The organism is Streptomyces sp. PL-29 (genome assembly GCF_058344425.1).
In genome coordinates, this window is sequence record NZ_CP136996.1 from 3298171 (window position 1) to 3314833 (window position 16663).

At 71.7% G+C, this 16663-nt stretch carries 16 protein-coding genes, 2 tRNA genes and 1 pseudogene; 6 read left to right on the forward strand and 13 right to left on the reverse strand.

Annotated features, from left to right (window positions below; genetic code table 11):
• The first annotated feature begins 80 nt into the window (after positions 1 to 80).
• Together R4Z63_RS15095 and R4Z63_RS15100 are read left to right on the forward strand one after the other, a co-directional pair.
• A complete protein-coding gene (locus tag R4Z63_RS15095) occupies positions 81 to 923 on the forward strand; it encodes an RNA polymerase sigma factor SigF (protein WP_037920144.1) in 843 nt (280 codons plus the stop codon).
• A gap of 119 nt (positions 924 to 1042) precedes the next feature.
• Complete coding sequence (locus R4Z63_RS15100; protein WP_384445743.1) at positions 1043 to 1849, forward strand: hypothetical protein; 807 nt, start codon at positions 1043 to 1045, stop codon at positions 1847 to 1849.
• 129 nt (positions 1850 to 1978) lie between these two features.
• Here the strand turns inward: R4Z63_RS15100 and R4Z63_RS15105 are convergent, their stop codons facing one another.
• Positions 1979 to 2218: a hypothetical protein gene (locus R4Z63_RS15105; protein WP_384445745.1), complete on the reverse strand. Its 240-nt coding sequence runs from the start codon at positions 2216 to 2218 to the stop codon at positions 1979 to 1981.
• 117 nt (positions 2219 to 2335) lie between these two features.
• Here R4Z63_RS15105 and R4Z63_RS15110 point away from each other — a divergent pair, with 117 nt between their 5' ends.
• A complete protein-coding gene (locus R4Z63_RS15110; protein WP_052030341.1) occupies positions 2336 to 2776 on the forward strand; it encodes a MarR family winged helix-turn-helix transcriptional regulator in 441 nt (146 codons plus the stop codon).
• 61 nt (positions 2777 to 2837) lie between these two features.
• Positions 2838 to 4391: pseudogene (locus R4Z63_RS15115) on the forward strand (MDR family MFS transporter); the annotation flags it as partial.
• A 190-nt stretch (positions 4392 to 4581) separates the two neighbouring features.
• Here the strand turns inward: R4Z63_RS15115 and R4Z63_RS15120 are convergent.
• The 9 genes from R4Z63_RS15120 to R4Z63_RS15160 form a co-directional block, all read right to left on the reverse strand.
• A complete protein-coding gene (locus tag R4Z63_RS15120; RefSeq protein WP_384445749.1) occupies positions 4582 to 5217 on the reverse strand; it encodes a TetR/AcrR family transcriptional regulator in 636 nt (211 codons plus the stop codon).
• Positions 5218 to 5418: 201 nt separating this feature from the next.
• Positions 5419 to 7617 carry an ArnT family glycosyltransferase gene (locus R4Z63_RS15125; protein ID WP_384445751.1) on the reverse strand — a complete coding sequence of 733 codons (2199 nt, stop codon included), beginning with the start codon at positions 7615 to 7617 and terminating at the stop codon, positions 5419 to 5421.
• The gene (locus R4Z63_RS15130) at positions 7614 to 8894 is read right to left on the reverse strand and encodes a bifunctional glycosyltransferase family 2/GtrA family protein (RefSeq protein WP_384445753.1); all 1281 of its coding nucleotides are present in this window, start codon (positions 8892 to 8894) and stop codon (positions 7614 to 7616) included. The genes R4Z63_RS15125 and R4Z63_RS15130 overlap by 4 nt, the downstream gene beginning before the upstream one ends.
• 25 nt (positions 8895 to 8919) lie before the next feature.
• Positions 8920 to 10473: a sensor histidine kinase gene (locus tag R4Z63_RS15135; protein WP_384445755.1), complete on the reverse strand. Its 1554-nt coding sequence runs from the start codon at positions 10471 to 10473 to the stop codon at positions 8920 to 8922.
• The gene (locus R4Z63_RS15140) at positions 10473 to 11240 is read right to left on the reverse strand and encodes a response regulator transcription factor (RefSeq protein ID WP_037920160.1); all 768 of its coding nucleotides are present in this window, start codon (positions 11238 to 11240) and stop codon (positions 10473 to 10475) included. The genes R4Z63_RS15135 and R4Z63_RS15140 overlap by 1 nt, the downstream gene beginning before the upstream one ends.
• Positions 11241 to 11345: 105 nt before the next feature.
• Positions 11346 to 12227 carry an amidohydrolase family protein gene (locus R4Z63_RS15145; protein WP_384445757.1) on the reverse strand — a complete coding sequence of 294 codons (882 nt, stop codon included), beginning with the start codon at positions 12225 to 12227 and terminating at the stop codon, positions 11346 to 11348.
• Positions 12211 to 12507, reverse strand: a complete 297-nt coding sequence (locus R4Z63_RS15150) for an antibiotic biosynthesis monooxygenase (protein WP_384445759.1) — start codon at positions 12505 to 12507, stop codon at positions 12211 to 12213. Before R4Z63_RS15150 ends, R4Z63_RS15145 begins: the two co-directional genes overlap by 17 nt.
• A 112-nt stretch (positions 12508 to 12619) precedes the next feature.
• Entirely contained in the window at positions 12620 to 13513 is an 894-nt protein-coding gene (locus tag R4Z63_RS15155; RefSeq protein ID WP_384445761.1) for a DUF2797 domain-containing protein, read from the reverse strand.
• Positions 13510 to 13944, reverse strand: a complete 435-nt coding sequence (locus R4Z63_RS15160) for an Lrp/AsnC family transcriptional regulator (protein WP_037920164.1) — start codon at positions 13942 to 13944, stop codon at positions 13510 to 13512. Before R4Z63_RS15160 ends, R4Z63_RS15155 begins: the two co-directional genes overlap by 4 nt.
• Before the next feature lie 107 nt (positions 13945 to 14051).
• On the opposite strand from R4Z63_RS15160, the gene R4Z63_RS15165 reads away from it, so the two are divergent.
• On the forward strand, positions 14052 to 14963 hold the full coding sequence (locus tag R4Z63_RS15165; protein WP_384445764.1) for an SMP-30/gluconolactonase/LRE family protein: 912 nt from the start codon (positions 14052 to 14054) through the stop codon (positions 14961 to 14963).
• Between the two features lie 14 nt (positions 14964 to 14977).
• On the opposite strand, the gene R4Z63_RS15170 is transcribed toward R4Z63_RS15165, so the two are convergent.
• The 3 genes from R4Z63_RS15170 to R4Z63_RS15180 form a co-directional block, all read right to left on the reverse strand.
• On the reverse strand, positions 14978 to 15343 hold the full coding sequence (locus tag R4Z63_RS15170) for a PH domain-containing protein (RefSeq protein ID WP_030839590.1): 366 nt from the start codon (positions 15341 to 15343) through the stop codon (positions 14978 to 14980).
• 200 nt (positions 15344 to 15543) lie between these two features.
• Positions 15544 to 15616, reverse strand: a tRNA-Arg gene (locus R4Z63_RS15175).
• A gap of 269 nt (positions 15617 to 15885) precedes the next feature.
• Positions 15886 to 15976 (reverse strand) — tRNA-Ser (locus tag R4Z63_RS15180).
• A gap of 186 nt (positions 15977 to 16162) precedes the next feature.
• Between R4Z63_RS15180 and R4Z63_RS15185 the strand changes: the two genes are divergently transcribed.
• Entirely contained in the window at positions 16163 to 16588 is a 426-nt protein-coding gene (locus R4Z63_RS15185) for an SSI family serine proteinase inhibitor (RefSeq protein ID WP_037920168.1), read from the forward strand.
• The last annotated feature ends 75 nt before the right edge of the window (positions 16589 to 16663 follow it).

Consider the following 16663-nt stretch of genomic DNA (forward strand, 5'->3'; position numbering starts at 1 on the left):
CGCCTCCGGTATTCAGGTGGAAGCTGCGTTCCTCCGACGGGCGCGCCGCACGCGACCGTCCGCGACCTCAAGGGGGTGGCATGTCCGTAGACCAGGGCAGCTCCAAGGTGCTCACGCTCGTAAAGCCCGTGGCTCCGCCGGCAGTGTCCGAACGCTCGGAAGCCATCGACACCCGCACCCTCTCCCGCTCGCTCTTCCAGCGACTCGCCACCCTGGACGCGGACAGCCCGGAACGGGCGTACGTACGCGACACCCTGATCGAGCTGAACCTGCCCCTCGTGCGGTACGCCGCCGCCCGCTTCCGCAGCCGCAACGAGCCGATGGAGGACATCGTCCAGGTCGGCACCATCGGGCTGATCAAGGCCATCGACCGGTTCGACTGCGAACGCGGCGTGGAATTCCCGACGTTCGCCATGCCGACCGTCGTGGGCGAGATCAAACGATTCTTTAGGGACACCTCCTGGTCCGTGCGCGTCCCGCGCCGGCTCCAGGAACTGCGCCTGGCACTGACCAAGGCCAGCGACGAGCTCGCACAGAAGCTGGACCGCTCGCCCACCGTGCCGGAACTCGCCGCCGTGCTCGGGGTCAGCGAGGAGGACGTCGTCGACGGCCTCGCCGTCGGAAACGCCTACACGGCCTCCTCGCTCGACTCGCCCTCCCCGGAGGACGAAGGTGGCGAAGGCTCGCTCGCGGACCGCCTCGGCTACGAGGACACCGCGCTGGAGGGGGTCGAGTATCGCGAGTCCCTGAAGCCGCTGCTCGCCAAACTCCCGCCCCGGGAACGGCAGATCATCATGCTGCGCTTCTTCGCGAACATGACGCAGTCGCAGATCGGCGAGGAGGTCGGCATCTCCCAGATGCACGTCTCCCGGCTGCTGACGCGCACGCTCGCGCAGCTGCGCGTGGGCCTCATCGGGGACTGAGCCCGCGGAGGCAACGGGGTCCGCGGGCCCGCGGACCCCGTTGCCTCCGTCGGGACGCCCACGAGGCGATCAGGTGCCGACCGCTTCACAATTGACGATCCGTCAGGAACACTGGCGCGATGCGAAAGGGATCGCGGGCGGCCACCGCACTGCTCACCCTGTGCTGCACGGCCGTCGGCGGCCTCACCGGCTGCGGCGGCCCGGCGCGCGAGGGCTTCTCCGCCGTGGGCGCCGCCGCCCCGGGCCCCGAACGGGGCGCGGGGGAGAACGTCGCCCCGCAGGACGGCGTGGATTTCCACCAGCTCGGCGATCCGCCCGCGGCGGGCGGATCCGCCTCGCCGCGCCGTACGCAGGCCGGCCCCGCCGGATCGGGTACCGCAGGCAGCCGCATGACGGGTGGGGCGACGGCCACCGCGCCCAGCGGCTCCGTCGGCGCTCCCGATACCACCGCCGGAGCAGGCCGCACCCCTGGTACAGCCGGGGGGCCGGCCACACCAGGAGGGCCCGCCACACCCGGCGGCCCGGCCACACCGGCGAACCCCGCCGACCCCACCGCCCCGACGGGCCCCACCGGGCCTCCGAGCCCGCCCGGTACGACGCCTCCGGCGCCGCCCGCCACCCCGGCCCGGCTGGCGCTGTCCGCGCCGACCCGGTCCGCCACGGCCGACCGCCGGTGCGAGCGGGTCACCGTGACCTTCACCAACACCGGCACCACCGCCGCCCGTTCGGGCACGGTCAGCTTCGCGACGCACGTCATCGGCGCCCTCGGCATCGACTGGGCCACGATCACCACGACCCAGGCACTACCCGCGCCCATCGCGGGCGGGGCATCGAAGACGCAGACCTACACGGTGTGCCTGGAGGCCTGGCGGGTGCCGCTGGGCATGCACGTGGACACCCGGAAGGTCACCGCGACCTGGAGCTGAGCCGCCCTGGCACCCGGAGCCCGGCACCTTCGGCGCCCGCTGCCGCTTCGGCCCCCCTCGGCGCGGCCCGCGACCTCACCACGACCCGCGATCCCAGCGCGGGCCAGGGCCTCGGCCCGGGGGGCGACCTCAGCGCATGACGACCCAGGCGACCGCGCCGATCACGAGCACGAGCGCGAGAGCCAGCCCGATCTTCACGGCCTGGCCGGACGACTTGGCCGCCCCCTGCTCGGCGCGACGCTGCTGGCGCGCCCCGGGGCCCGCCTGCCGAGCCGGCGCAGCCTCCTCGACGAAGGCCCGGAACATCTGGGTGCTGCCCGCCGGGTCGTAGTTGCCCTCGGGTGCCTGTGAGTTGTGGTTGTCAGCCATGGAGCAGGACCCTAGCCGGTTTTCCGATTCCTTTACCGCCCCGCCTCCAGATTAATTTGCCTGTAGCAACCATTGGCTTCTATGGTTGCCTCAAGCAACAAGATGGGAGGGTGCTCGATGCCGACGCAGACAACGCAGACGACGCGGACCACTCCGCACGAGGAACTGGCCCGCCGGCTGACCGGGATCGGCGCGGTCAAGCGGGAACTCGCCCGCAATCTGCCCCCGGACTGCCCGCCGGGCGCCGCTGCCGTGCTCACCGTGCTCGACCGGCACGGAGAGATGCGGCTGAGCCGGCTGTCCGACCTCATGGCCGTCGACATCTCGGTCACCAGCCGGCACGTCACCCACATCACCGCCCGCGGCTGGATCGAGCGCGAGCCGGACCCGGGCGACGGACGCTGCCGCATCCTGCGGCTCACCCCGGCCGGACGGGCGCTGCTCGCCGAGATCGGCGCCCGGTACACGGCCGCCCTGGAAAGAGCCCTCCACGACTGGTCCGCCCAGGACATCGACGTACTCAACACCCTGCTGGCCCGACTCCGATCGAGCTTCTAGAGGAAGGAAAGACATGGCCCAGTCGGAGACGACCACCGGCCCCGTGTCCGCATCCGTGGACATGACCCATTCGCAGATCATGAAGGCGCTGTCCGGGCTCATGCTCGGCATGTTCGTGGCGATCCTGTCCTCCACGATCGTTTCCAACGCCCTGCCCCAGATCATCAGCGACCTCGGCGGGACCCAGTCCTCCTACACCTGGGTGGTCACCGCCGCCCTGCTGTCCATGACGGCGGCCACCCCGCTGTGGGGCAAGCTGTCCGACCTCTTCAGCAAGAAGCTGCTGGTCCAGATATCCCTGGCGATCTACGTCCTCGGGTCCGTGGTCGCGGGCATGTCCCAGAACACCGGCACGCTGATCGCCTGCCGCGTGGTCCAGGGCATCGGCGTCGGCGGCCTCTCGGCCCTCGCCCAGATCGTGATGGCCGCGATGATCTCCCCGCGCGAGCGCGGCCGGTACAGCGGTTACCTCGGCGCGGTCTTCGCGGTCGCCACCGTCGGCGGCCCGCTGCTGGGCGGTGTCATCACCGACACGGAGTGGCTGGGCTGGCGCTGGTGCTTCTACGTCGGCGTGCCCTTCGCGATCATCGCGCTGATCGTCCTCCAGAAGACCCTGCGGCTGCCGGTCGTGCGGCGGGATGTCAAGGTCGACTGGCTGGGCGCCTTCCTGATCAGCGGCGCCGTGTCCCTGCTGCTGATCTGGGTCACCCAGGCCGGCGACTCCTACGAGTGGATCTCCTGGCAGACCTGGGCGATGACGGGCGGCTCGGTGGTCCTCGGACTGCTCTTCGTCCTCGTCGAGTCCCGTGCGAGCGACCCGATCATCCCGCTGCGGCTCTTCCGGAACAAGACCATCACCCTCGCCTCGATGGCCTCCCTCTTCGTGGGCATCGCGATGTTCTCGGGGACCGTGTTCTTCAGCCAGTTCTTCCAGCTGGCCCGGGGCGAGTCCCCCACGATGTCCGGAATCCTGACGATTCCGATGATCGGCGGGCTCTTCGTCTCCTCCACCGTTTCCGGTCAGGTGATCACCAAGACCGGCAAGTGGAAGGCCTGGCTCGTCTCGGGCGGTGTGCTGCTGACGGCCGGGCTGGGGCTGCTCGGCACCCTGCGGTACGACACCCCGTACTGGCACATCGCGGTCTACATGGCGGTGACCGGCCTCGGTCTCGGCATGATGATGCAGAACCTGGTCCTCGCCACCCAGAACCAGGTGGCCCCCGAGGACCTGGGCGCGGCCAGCTCGGTGGTCACCTTCTTCCGCTCCCTCGGCGGCGCCATGGGCGTCTCGGCACTCGGCGCGGTCATGGCCCACCGGGTCACCCACTACGTCCAGGAGGGGCTCACCGCCCTCGGCCCGAAGGCCGCGGCCCTGGGCCAGAGCGGCACCGCCGGCGGCGGGATCCCCGACCTCGACAAGCTGCCCGCGCCGATCCGCGAGGTCATCGAGTCCGCGTACGGGCACGGCGTCGGCGACGTCTTCCTCTACGCCGCCCCGTTCGCGCTTCTCGGACTGGTGCTGGTGGTGTTCATCAAGGAGGTCGCCCTGAAGTCGAAGCCCGCGGCGCACACCCCGGCGGCGGCTTCGGACGGTGCCTCGTCCGCCGGTGCGGCCAGGGCCGGCGAGGTCGTGGACGCCACCGTCAAGGCCTGATCCCCTCTGCTCCCACCGAGCGCCGCCCCGTCTCCCGGGCGGCGCTCGGTCGTGCGCGGGCTGTGCCCGGGCGCGGCCGGGCACAGTTCGGGCCGGGGCTCGCGCCGAGCCCCGGGCCGGGCTTCCGGCCGGGCTCAGGCCGGGCTCGTGCTCAGGCCGGTACGCCGGCCGCGGTGGCCTGGACCTGGATGCCCGCGATCAGGACGTCGAGCGCCAGGCAGAAGTCGCCCTCGGGCGTCCGCCGGACCGCGCCCCCGCAGCCGTGCAGGAACTGCCGGACGGCCAGGTGGGCGCCGGTCCGGGCGGCCCCCATCAGCCCGGTGGCGTCCATCAGCCGCTGGAGGGCGGCGTCGAAGGCCCGCGCGTGCGGGCCGATGTTCGGGTAGGCGGCACTGAGCGGAGCCACCCACGGGTGGTCCGCCAGCACCCGCCGGTAGCCCAGGGCCAGGTCCTTCAGCCCGTCCGGCCAGCCTGCCCCGCCGCCCCCCGGCTGCCCCGTCGGCAGGGCCAGCTCGCCCAGGACCCGGTCCAGGGCCAGTTCGAGCAGGTCGTGCTTGGTGTCCACGTACCAGTACAGGGACATCGCGGTGACGCCGAGACCGGAGGCCAGCCGCCGCATCGAGAACCGGGCGAGTCCGTCGGCGTCGAGCAGCCGCACGGCGGCATGGGTGATCCGGTCCCGGTCGAGCCCGGAGGGTGCTTCGGCGCGGCGTCTCCCGGGCGGGCCGGACCTGGCCACCAGCCACACACTGGATCGGGTCTCTCCCGGATCGGCCGCGGTCACCATGCAGGCACCCTCCTCGGGACGGCTGGACCGGCCCCGGAATGCCCGGTCCGCCCTCTTGATGCTAGGGGGTGGTCCGCCGATCGGGCCGGAACGGGGAGCGGTGTCCGATGCCACGGGATCTCCCCCGACCCTCAGAGGCCCCCGCCGGCCAGGGCCGGATGACAGGCGGAGGCCGTGTACACAGCCGCGGATGACGCTTGGTCAGGACACCGGTGCGGTCAGGTCGTAGAAGGTGGCACCTCCGACCGTGGACTCCTTGAACGTGGCCTTGACCCAGTTCTCGATCTCCGTGCTGGTGCCACCGCCGGGGCCTCCCGGACCGCCGCCTCGGCGTCCGCCGTCCTCGCCGGCGCCCGCGGCGCCACTGCTCTGGCCGATGAACCAGTGGATCCTGCCGTCCCGCACGTACTCCTTGAACTGCTCCAGGGTCGGCGAGGGGTCGCTGCCGTTGAAGCCTCCGACCGGCATGACGGGCACGCCCGAAGCCAGCTGGTAACTGGCCGCGTTCTGCGAACCGATGGCCGCCGCCGCCCAGGTGTAGTCCTCGGCGTCGGCCGTGAGGGCCGCCTTGGCCTCGGCACTGACCTGGGCGCCGTTGAGCAGGCCACCTGCGCCGCCCGGGCCTCGGCCGCCCTGCGTCCCGCCGGGGCCGCCTCCCGGCCGCCCTGCTCCGCGGCCGCCCGCTCCGGGCGTACCGTCCTGCCCCTGTCCCTGCCCCTGCCCCTGCCCCGGCCCCGGCGGTACCGCGCCCTGCGGCAGCGTGCCACCGGGCTGCTGCCCGCCGCCCGGCCAGGTACCGCCGCCGCGCTGGCCGCCGTCCTGGCCGCCCGGACCGCCCTGCCCCATCCCGCCGGGGGCGCCCGGACCGCCGGGCATCCCGCCGGGGCCGCCCCGGCTTCCCGCCACCGCCGGTCCGGCGGTCACGATGGAGCCGGTGTGGCCGGTGCTCACGGTGGTCATGCAGTACGCGAACGGCCCGGCCAGGGCCGCCGCCACCCCGACTCCCGCGGTGAGCTGGAGCATCCGCCGGCCGGCCCGCCCCGCGAAGGGCAGCGCGACCGCGGCGACGAGCCCGCCCACCAGCACCGCCCAGCGCAGCCAGGGCAGGTAGTCGGTGGCACGGCCGAGCAGGACGTATGACCAGATCGCCGTCAGTGCGAGCGTGCCGGAGAGGGTGATGGCGGCCGGCGTGCTGCCGCGTTCCTCCCACAGCACGGCGACGCCCATACCGATCAGCGCGGCCACGAAGGGCGCCAGTGCGACGGTGTAGTACTCGTGGAAGATGCCCTGCATGTAGCTGAAGACCAGCGCGGTGATCAGCAGCGAGCCGCCCCAGGCCAGGAAGGCCGCGCGGGCCATCCCGTCCACCGAGTCGGTGGTGCGGCGGGCCCGCCAGGTGATCACCAGCCCGGCGACCAGCAGCACCAGGGCAGCCGGCAGCAGCCAGGAGATCTGCCCGCCGATGTTGCCCGAGAAGAGCCGGTCGATGCCGCTCTCTCCCCAGCGTCCACCGCCGCCGGCGCCACCGGGTCCCCCCGCTCCACCGCCGCCGACACTGCCGGTCTCGTTGCCGTTGATCCGTCCGAGGCCGTTGTAGCCGAGCGTCAGCTCAAGGAAGGAGTTGTTCTGCGATCCGCCGATGTAGGGACGGGAGGAGGCGGGCCACAGTTCGACGACGGCGACCCACCAGCCGCCCGCCACCACCATCGCGCCGCCCGCAAGCAGCAGCTGGCCGAGCCTGCGGCGCAGCCCGGTGGGCGCGCAGACCGCGTACAGCACGGCGAGCGGCGGCAGGATGACGAAGGCCTGCAGGGTCTTGGTGAGAAAGGCGAAGCCGACCGCGACCCCGGCCCAGACCAGCCAGCGGGTGTGCGCCCCTTCGAGGGCCCGCAACAGGCAGTACACGGTGACGGTGAGCAGCAGGGTCAGCAACGCGTCGGGATTGTTGAAGCGGAACATCAGCGCGGCGACGGGTGTCAGCGCGAAGGCTGCACCGCTCAACAGCGCGGCTCCCGGTCCGAACTGGCGGCGTACGGCGGCGTACAGCACGCCGGTGGTCGCCACGCCCATCAGGGCCTGCGGGGCGAGGATCTGCCAGGAGCCCAGCCCGAAGAGGCGGACCGACAGCATCATCGGCCACAGCGCGGCCGGAGGCTTGTCGACGGTGATGGAGTTGCCCGCGTCGGAGGAGCCGAAGAAGAAGGCCTTCCAGCTCTCGCTGCCGGCCTGCACCGCTGCCGAGTAGAAGGAGTTCGCGTAGCCGGAGGCGCCCAGGTCCCACAGGAGCAAGACTGCGGTGGCGATCAGCAGGCCGGCGAGGGCGGGCCGTTCCCAGCGGGGCCGGGCGACAGAGGCGCCGGCCACGGCGGCCGGGAAGATCGGGATTGCTGCCGTGGTCATCGGCTCTCCTTGGATATAGACGGGCGGGAATCGGTGCCGCGCCGCTCGGGGAAGACCCATGCGCGCAGGAGCAGGAAGCGCAGCACGGTGGCTGCGAGGTTGGCGGTGATCAGGACGGCGAGCTCGGTGCCGTGCGCGGGATGGGGCGTGGCCGCGGTGAGGGCGGCGAGGGAACCGCTGGTGAGGGCCAGCCCGATACCGAAGACCACCAGGCCCTGGGCCTGGTGGCGTACGGCACGCGCCCGGCCGCGGACCCCGAAGGTCAGCCGGCGGTTGGCCGCCGTGTTGGCCACGGCGGAGAGCAGCAGGGCCGCGCCGTTGGCCAGCTGGGGGCCGGCCCCGCCCCGGAAGGCGGAGTACAGCACCAGGTAGAGCAGGGTGGAGAGGACTCCGACGGTGCAGAAGCCGATGAGCTGGCGGGCCAGCCCGCCGTCCACCCCGGGCACCGCGGTACGGTCGCGCGGATCGTCGCCGAAGGGGCGGGCGAGCCGGTCGAGTGGGAGCGCTCCGACGGCCAGCGCCCGGCCGACGCGCCAGACGCCCTTGAGGTCATCGGTGGCGGTCTTGACGATGTGCACGGTGGAGTCGGGGTCGTCCACCCAGTCCACGGGCACTTCGTGGATCCGCAGGCCGGCCCGCTCGGCGAGCACGAGCAGCTCGGTGTCGAAGAACCAGCCGGTGTCCTCCACGAGCGGCAGCAGTCGCTCGGCGACCTCGCGCCGGATGGCCTTGAAGCCGCACTGGGCGTCGCTGAACCGGGCGGCGAGGGAGGACCGCAGCAGGAGGTTGTAGGCACGGGAGACGAACTCCCGCTTGGCTCCGCGGACGACCCGCGAGGAGCGGGCCAGCCGGGTGCCGATGGCGAGGTCGGAGTGACCGGAGATCAGGGGGGCCACCAGCGGCAGCAGTGCGTTCAGGTCGGTGGAGAGGTCCACGTCCATGTAGGCGAGGACGGGGGCTTCGGAACCGGACCAGACCGTACGCAGGGCCCTGCCCCGGCCCTTCTCCTCCAGACGGGTGCTGCGTACGCCGTCCAGCGCCGCGGCGAGCCCGGCCGCGACCTCGGGGGTGCGGTCGGTGCTCGCGTTGTCGGCGACCGTGATCCGGAAGGGGTAGGGGAAGGTCCGGGTGAGGTGCTCGTGCAGTCGGCGCACGCACGGGCCGAGGTCCTTCTCCTCGTTGAAGACTGGGATCACCACGTCAAGGACGGGCTCGCCGGGCACAGGCGCGAGGGGCGCCCGTGCCGGAAGGGCCCCGGGAGAGGTGTCGGTTGGCATGTTCCGACACTCCCGCGGCCTCCTGTCACCTCAGTGTGCTGAGCCTGTGCCCCGTCTGTGAGTCCGCAGCCGCCGCCCCGGTGGACCCGTCGAGCGGTAGGACGACGTCGAAGCAGGTCCGACCCGGTTCGCTCTGCACGTCGACGCTGCCGCCGTGGGCCGTGACGACGGCCTGGACGATGGCCAGTCCGAGGCCCGTGGAACCGGCGGCACGGGAGCGGGAGGCGTCACCACGGGCGAAGCGTTCGAAGACGCGGGGGAGCAGCTCGGGTGCGATGCCGGGCCCGTCGTCCTCGATGCGCAGTCGGACGGCGGATGTTTCACGTGAAACATGGGCGGTGACGGTGGTGCCGGGCGGCGTGTGCGTACGGGCGTTGGCGAGCAGATTGACCAGCACCTGCTGGATGCGGGCCGCGTCGGCGCGTACGGACGCGGGCTCCTCGGGCAGGTTCAGCCGCCAGTGGTGATCGGGCCCGGCGGCCCGGGCATCGCTGACGGCGTCGATGACGAGCGGAGCGAGGTCGGTTTCGGCGTCGGCGGTGGACAGCGGACGCCCGGCGTCAAGCCGGGCCAGCAGGAGCAGGTCCTCGACCAAGCCGGTCATCCGGGTGGCCTCGGACTCGATCCGGCCCAGGGCGTGCCGTGTGTCGGGCCCGGGCTCCTCGCGGCCCCGCCGGGTGAGTTCGGCGTAGCCGCGGATGGAGGCCAGCGGCGTGCGCAGCTCGTGGCTGGCATCGGCGACGAACTGCCGCACCTGCGTCTCACTCTGCTGACGGGCCGTGAGGGCGGACGCGACGTGCCCGAGCATCCGGTTGATGGCGGCACCTACCTGGCCCACCTCGGTGCGGGGGTCGGCCTCGGCGTCCGGGACCCGTTCGTGGAGTGCGGGCTCGCCCTTGTGCAGGGGCAGTTCGGAGACCCGGGTGGCGGTGGCCGCGACCCGGCGCAGCGGGCGCAGGGCGACGCCCACCAGGGCCTGCCCGGCGAGCGAAGCGGCGATCAGTCCAGCCAGGGTGACGCAGACCTCGACCCCGACCAGAGCTCCGACAGTGGCGTTGACCTCGCTGAGCGGGAAGGCCAGGACGACGGTCCGGTCGGGGGAGGCCAGCACCCGGTAGGCGCCCAGGCCCGGCAACTCGGCGCCCACCGCCCGCTCGGGCGACCCCTGCACGGTCTTCTGGGCGGCCGCGGCGAGGGTGGTGCTCTGGGCCTCGGTGAGGGACGGCGGCACCTGGTCGGGAGACCAGCCCTCGCCGCGAGTGTTGCGGGCGCTCCCGAGGACCGCGCCATGGTGATCCAGGCGAACCCCCACGGCGTCCAGCGGGCTGCCGGGGGCCATGACGATGCCCGCGCCGTTCTCCCGGGCCGCCTTGCCGCCGGGTGCCCGGGCGGCCATCCGCATGGACGTCTCCAGCTGCTCGTCGAGCTGGGTGACCAGGTACGAGCGGAGAGCGAGGGTGGTGACGGTTCCGATGGCCGCTCCCACGACGGCGATCAGGGCCACCGCCGCGACGACGAGCCGGGTCCGCAGTGACCAGGGCCGGCGCCCGCCCGGTCGCCGGATCCTGCGCGGTGCCACTACTCGGCCGGCTTGATCAGGTAGCCGGCGCCGCGCCGGGTGTGGATCATCGGAGGCAGGCCGAGGCCGCTCTCCAGCTTGCGGCGCAGGTAGGAGATGTAGAGCTCGACCACGTTGGCCTGGCCGCCGAAGTCGTAGGACCAGACCCGGTCCAGGATCTGCGCCTTGCTCAGCACGCGCCGCGGGTTGCGCATCAGATAGCGCAGCAGCTCGAACTCGGTGGCCGTCAGGTGGACGTCCTGGCCGCCGCGCACCACCTCGTGGCTGTCCTCGTCGAGGCGCAGGTCGCCGACGGTCAGCACGGAGCCGCCGCGCGCCGCCTGCGCCGCACCCGAACGCCGCACCAGGCCGCGCAGCCGGGCCACGACCTCTTCCAGGCTGAAGGGCTTGGTGACGTAGTCGTCGCCGCCCGCGGTGAGGCCCGCGATGCGGTCCTCCACAGAGTCCTTGGCGGTCAGGAACAGGACGGGAACTTGGGGGATCTCCCGGCGCAGCTGTCCGAGGACGGTGAGACCGTCCATGTCGGGGAGCATGACGTCGAGGACGACCACGTCAGGGCGGAAGTCGCGCGCGGCCCGCAGTGCCCCGGCGCCGTCGCCGGCGCTGCGGACCTCGCAACCTTCGTAGCGCAGGGCCATGGACAGCAGCTCGGAGAGGGAGGCCTCGTCGTCGACGACGAGCACCCGGCAGGGCCCGCCGTCGGGCCGTACCAGAGCCGTGTGGTTGCTGGTGGACGTGGACGCAAGGGAGGTGGTCGTCGCAGTCATACGGACACGCTCCCCGGTGCCTCTGAGAGCGTTCTTGCCCCAACCTGTGAATTTCCTGAGAAAGGGCCCCGCCCGTCGGGGGAGCGGGCGGGTGGTGGGGGCGGGTCAGCCGTCGAGCCGGAACAGCCGGGCGCCGTTGTCGTGGCAGACCGCCCGTAGCCAGGGGTCGCCCAGGCCCAGTCGTTCGAGGGCGGCGAGCTGGTGCTCGTACGGGTAGGGGATGTTCGGGAAGTCGGTCCCGAACAGGATCCGGTCGCCGAGGTCCGCGAGCCGTCCGAGGTCCGCGGGCGGGAACCCGCCGAACCGCTCGGAGAAGTCGGTGAAGGCCATGGTGGTGTCAAAGCGCACCGTCGGATGGCGGTCGGCCAGGTCGAGGAAGTCCGCGTACTCGGGCAGGCCCATATGCGCGATGATCAACGGCAGCCGGGGATGGCGGTCCAGCAGCCGGGCGACCGGGGCGGGGCCGGTGTACCTGCCGGGGACGGGACCGGAGCCGCAGTGGATCACCGTGGGGATATCGGCCTCGGCCAGCAGCCCCCAGACCGGGTCGAGCAGGCGGTCGTTCGGGTCGTAGCCGCCGACCTGGAGGTGTGCCTTGAACACCCGGGCACCTGCCTCCACTGCCTGGTGGACGTACGCGTCCACCCCCTGCTCCGGGAAGAAGGTGGCGGTGTGCAGGCAGTCGGGTGTGCGGGCCGCGAACGCGGCGGACCAGGCGTTGAGCCAGGCGGCCATCTCCGGCTTGTGCGGGTAGAGCATGGAAGTGAAGGCTCGGACCCCGAAATCCCGCAGGAGCGCGACGCGCTGCTCCTCCTCATGGCGATAGGTGATGGGCCACTCGACGCCGGTCAGGGGGCCGATCGCATCGAAGTGGTCCCACACCTTCTCCAGGACCCGCTCGGGCATGAAGTGCGTGTGGACGTCGACCAGTCCGGGCAGCCCGAGCCTCTGTCGGAAGACGCGGACCGCGTCAGCCGTTGCGGACACAGCCGTGGCTCCGCTCGACGGTGGCGATGCGCGGGGTGCGGCTCTCCTGCCAGTCGGCGCGGCCCGTGCTCCCGGCCTTCCGGTGCTCCGGCTCCTCTCGCCGGACGGCGAGGGACCCGCGGCCCAGGAAGGAGGCGGCGGTGCGGGCCGGGCCCTCGGCAGTGCGCGCGGACGCGTGGCCGAGGCAGCCGGGGACGGCCTGGACGATCTCGGTGCGGAGGCCACGGGGAACGGCCATGGCACTGGGCGGTTCGAAGGCTCCCGGGGGCTGGAGGGTCATGCTCACCACCCTCTGCGGAGCGCCCCCGGCGTGTCCACCGGATCGGCACGGAGGATCCAGGAGATCCGGGACATGGCCGTGTACCGGCCCTCCTGGTTCCCCGGCCAGGACATCAGAACAGCCCGTCCTGCTCCGCGGGCGGGGCTCCTGCGGGCGGGATCTGTACAACCGGAACCGAGGTCACCGCCCCCTCGCACGGTGCGGCGAGCTCCCAGCCGGCCAACAGCCGGGTGTCGACCACCAAACCGTCCTCGACGTGCAGATCGGGCCCGGCGGCACCGACCAGCCGCCCCACGACGGCCCCGTCGGCCGTCATCTGCGCGACCACCCGGTCCGGGGACGGGCGCCCCTGCCAGTCGTCCATCCCGAACACCGCTGCATGGTCGGAGACTTCACATCCCAGCCGCTTCAGGGACTCCGGCCACCCGGCCAGGGCCACAGCCCGGCCGTGCAGCTCTGCGACCTCCCGCGCCCGCTCCGGCGCGCCGGGCAGATGAGCCCGTACGGCGCGCTTGCGCGCGTACGGGATCCGGTCGGGCACCCCGAGCGCCGCCCGCAACAGCTCCTCGGTACGCCGGGCCGCCATCAGCGGCCCGCGTCCCAGCCAGGTCCACGACATCGCACCCTGCTCCAGCAGCCGGGCACGGCCGCGCTCCTCGGCGGTGATCCCGACCTTGACCAGGCCGGGGCCGAACCAGGCCAGATAGACCCGGTAGGTCCGCGGATCGGCGGCGTTGGTGTCGGCCGCCACGGAGAACGACCGGTCGAGGCGGGCGCATTCGGGGCACTGCGCACCGCCTCCAGTCCCGGGAACGGTGGCGGAGGCCGGACAGGGCGTCCGCTTCCCGGCCCTCCACACGCCGAGGCAGTGCCGTTCCCCGCGTGCGACGAAGGCCAACAGCTGCCCGTACTCCAGCGCGCTCGCGCGCTCACCTCTCCCTTGGCCGTACCAGCCGATGACGGGCCCGGACCCCTTCCACCGGATCCCGGTGCACCACCAGGTCACAGCGGGAGCGGCCGCTCGAAGAAGGTGTCCAGGACGACGGTCGCGTGCGTACCGCTGACGCCGTCGATGGCGTAGAGGCGGCGCAGGACGTCCTGCAACTGCTCGGTCGAGGCCGTGCGGACCTTCACCAGCACCGACGCGCTGCCCGCGATGATGTGCGCCTCCTGGATCTCCGGGATCGCGGCGAAGGCTTCCGCGGACTCTCCCATCCAGGCGTTGGCGTCGACCATCACGTAGGCGAGGACCCCGCTGCCGACGGCGGTCGGGTCCACATCGATGGTGGTCCGCCGGATCACCCCGCGCTCGCGCAGTTTGCGTACCCGCTCATGGGTGGCCCCGGCAGAAAGCCCGACGGCCGTGCCGAGGGCCGCGTAGGACTGCCCGGCGTCCTGCTGCAGGCGCAGGACGAGCGCCCGGTCGATGTCGTCCACGCAATCTTCCTCTCTTGGGCCTGACAACCCTTGCGAAGACGGTACCTGTTCCTGCAATCTCACCATCAGACCGAACAAAATTCGGCAATCTTCTCTCAGGGAGAATCATGTCTGCCATAGCCGACCTCACCTTGTACGAAATTCTGGACGAACGCTTCACGACCGGCCGCTGCACCCACGGCGACGCCCGGCTGGACCGGCTCTACGACGACTGCCGCTGGGCAGAGGGCCCGCTGTACCTGCCGGCCTGGCGGCAACTCGTCTGGAGCGACATCCCCAACGACCGGATGCTGCGCTGGGACGAAGCGACCGGGGCGGTCTCCGTCTTCCGCTCACCCGCCGGCCACTCCAACGGCAACACCCTCGACCGCGAAGGCCGCCTGATCTCGTGCGAACAGGGCAACCGGCGCGTGACCCGCACCGAGCCCGACGGCAGCATCACCGTCATCGCCGACCGCTTCGAAGGCAAACGACTCAACAGCCCGAACGACGCGGTGGTTCGATCGGACGGCTCCGTCTGGTTCTCAGACCCCGACTTCGGCATCACCACCGACTACGAGGGCCATCGCGCATCCAGCGAGATCGGCGCCTGCAACCTCTACCGAGCCGACCCCTCGACCGGCGAGGTGCGCATCGTCGCCGACGGCTTCCTCGGCCCCAACGGCCTCGTCTTCTCCGCCGACGAGAACGAGCTGTACGCCGCGGACACCAGGGCGGGCCACATCCGCGCCTTCAAGGTCACCGACGACGGCACCCTCACCGACGACCGGGTCTTCACCACCTGCCCCGGCATCGACAACATCCGCTTCGACGACCAGGGCCGGCTCTGGGCGGCCGCGATGGAGAACGGCGTCCACTGCTATGCCGCGGACGGGACCCTGATCGGCCGACTGCGCATCCCCGAGCCCGTCTCGAACATCGCCTTCGGCGGCCCCAAGAACAACCGCCTCTTCATCACCGCCACCACCTCCCTCTACTCACTGGTGATGTCGGTGACCGGCCTCCCCCGGGTCCTCTGAGGCCGGCCGGGCGGCTACCGGGCGACGAACTGCGTCAGGATCGCCTGCACCTCGTAGATGTCGACACCCTTGGTGAAGGTCTTCTCGATCGGCGTCGAGCTGCCGGATATCCAGATCTTCAGCTCGGCGTCCAGATCGAAGTGGCCGGCCGTCTCCACGGAGAAGTGCGTGATGCTCCGGTACGGGACGGAGTGGTACTCCACCTTCTTGCCCGTGAGCCCCTGCTTGTCCACGAGCACCAGCCGCCGGTCGGTGAACAGGATCGTGTCCCGGATCAGCAGGAAGGCCGCGTGCACCTGCTCCCCCTGCCCCAGCAGCCGCGCGTAGTCCCGCTGCGCCGACACGGGGTCGACGGTGTGCGCATTCCCGAACAGTCCCATGATTGCCCCCGTTTTCCAGCCTCGGACGATCTGCAAGAACCGTACCGACGCCGCCGGGTCACCGGCGTCCCCCGCCAGAGCCATCCTGCCCCTGACATCTTCCGGGGGACCTCCTCCCCAGCAAGGAGGACATCCCGCCCGACATCTCCTGGGCATACGCCAGAGGCCCCGGACTTTCGTCCGGGGCCTCTGGTCTGCTGTGCACTCGGCAGGATTCGAACCTGCAACCTTCTGATCCGTAGTCAGATGCTCTATCCGTTAAGCTACGAGTGCTTGGGCTTCCCGGGGTTTTTCGCCCCGTTGGCCTTGCGAGAACAACAATACATGGACCTCGCCGGGACGCGAAATCCATTACCCAAACCACTCCTGACCTGGGAAAACACTCCCACCGAAGATCATCCACACGGGTCGGCGCAAGGAGCGGTCAAGGGTGCGGCGCGCCGGAAGAGCGCACGGCAGCGCACAGAAACGCCCCGGTCGGCGCGAAGGCCACGGAACGCATCGAAGCCCCGGTCCTGACGGACCGGGGCTTCGATGAACTGCGGAGGCGGAGGGATTTGAACCCTCGATGGGTGGTAAGACCCAAACCGCATTAGCAGTGCGGCGCCATAGACCGGACTAGGCGACGCCTCCAGCACACCCTCGCGTACGAAGGTGCGTGCAGATGATGACACAGGCGCGGGGCCCCTCACCAATCCGCTCCCACGGTACTAGGCGGGGCGGGCCGAGGGCAAAGCCTTAAAGACCCCGCCGCACGCAACATCGGCGCGCTCACGTCGTTGGTCAGGCGTACGACGTCCGGACGACCTGGAGTGCCCCATGCTGCGTCTCGCCGCCTTCGCCGTCACCTCGGCCCTGGCCACCGCGGCCGCCGGGCCGCTGCCCCCACTGCCCCTGGGACAGCTGCTGGCCCCGCCCGACCGGCTGACCATGACCATGGCCGACACCGGCAACCGCCAGCTGGACCGCGAGTACACGCTCGAATGCGGCCCCGTCGGCGGCGACCACCCGGAGGCCGAGGGCGCCTGCGCCCGACTGGACCAGTTCGCCAGGGAGGGGCGCAACCCCTTCGCCCCCGTATCCCCGGACCAGATCTGCACCAAGCAGTACGGCGGCCCCGCCACCGCACGCGTCACCGGAACATGGAACGGACGCAAGGTGAACGCCACCTTCCGGCGGACGGACGGATGCGAAATCAAGCGCTGGGACGAGTTGGAACCTCTGCTTCCGAGTGGGCGTTCCTGACCTGGGAGGATGCCCGGAAGCGGCGTTGCCGGCCCCACATCGGCCACCCCGCCGCGAGCCTGTGGCCTTAGACTC

Coding starts and splice junctions, on each gene's coding strand:
- R4Z63_RS15095 (WP_037920144.1), top strand. CDS start 81: ATGTCCGTAGACCAGGGCAGCTCCAAGGTGCTCACGCTCGTAAAGCCC.
- R4Z63_RS15100 (WP_384445743.1), top strand. CDS start 1,043: ATGCGAAAGGGATCGCGGGCGGCCACCGCACTGCTCACCCTGTGCTGC.
- R4Z63_RS15105 (WP_384445745.1), bottom strand. CDS start 2,218: ATGGCTGACAACCACAACTCACAGGCACCCGAGGGCAACTACGACCCG.
- R4Z63_RS15110 (WP_052030341.1), top strand. CDS start 2,336: ATGCCGACGCAGACAACGCAGACGACGCGGACCACTCCGCACGAGGAA.
- R4Z63_RS15120 (WP_384445749.1), bottom strand. CDS start 5,217: ATGGTGACCGCGGCCGATCCGGGAGAGACCCGATCCAGTGTGTGGCTG.
- R4Z63_RS15125 (WP_384445751.1), bottom strand. CDS start 7,617: ATGACCACGGCAGCAATCCCGATCTTCCCGGCCGCCGTGGCCGGCGCC.
- R4Z63_RS15130 (WP_384445753.1), bottom strand. CDS start 8,894: ATGCCAACCGACACCTCTCCCGGGGCCCTTCCGGCACGGGCGCCCCTC.
- R4Z63_RS15140 (WP_037920160.1), bottom strand. CDS start 11,240: ATGACTGCGACGACCACCTCCCTTGCGTCCACGTCCACCAGCAACCAC.
- R4Z63_RS15150 (WP_384445759.1), bottom strand. CDS start 12,507: ATGACCCTCCAGCCCCCGGGAGCCTTCGAACCGCCCAGTGCCATGGCC.
- R4Z63_RS15165 (WP_384445764.1), top strand. CDS start 14,052: ATGTCTGCCATAGCCGACCTCACCTTGTACGAAATTCTGGACGAACGC.
- R4Z63_RS15170 (WP_030839590.1), bottom strand. CDS start 15,343: ATGGGACTGTTCGGGAATGCGCACACCGTCGACCCCGTGTCGGCGCAG.
- R4Z63_RS15185 (WP_037920168.1), top strand. CDS start 16,163: ATGCTGCGTCTCGCCGCCTTCGCCGTCACCTCGGCCCTGGCCACCGCG.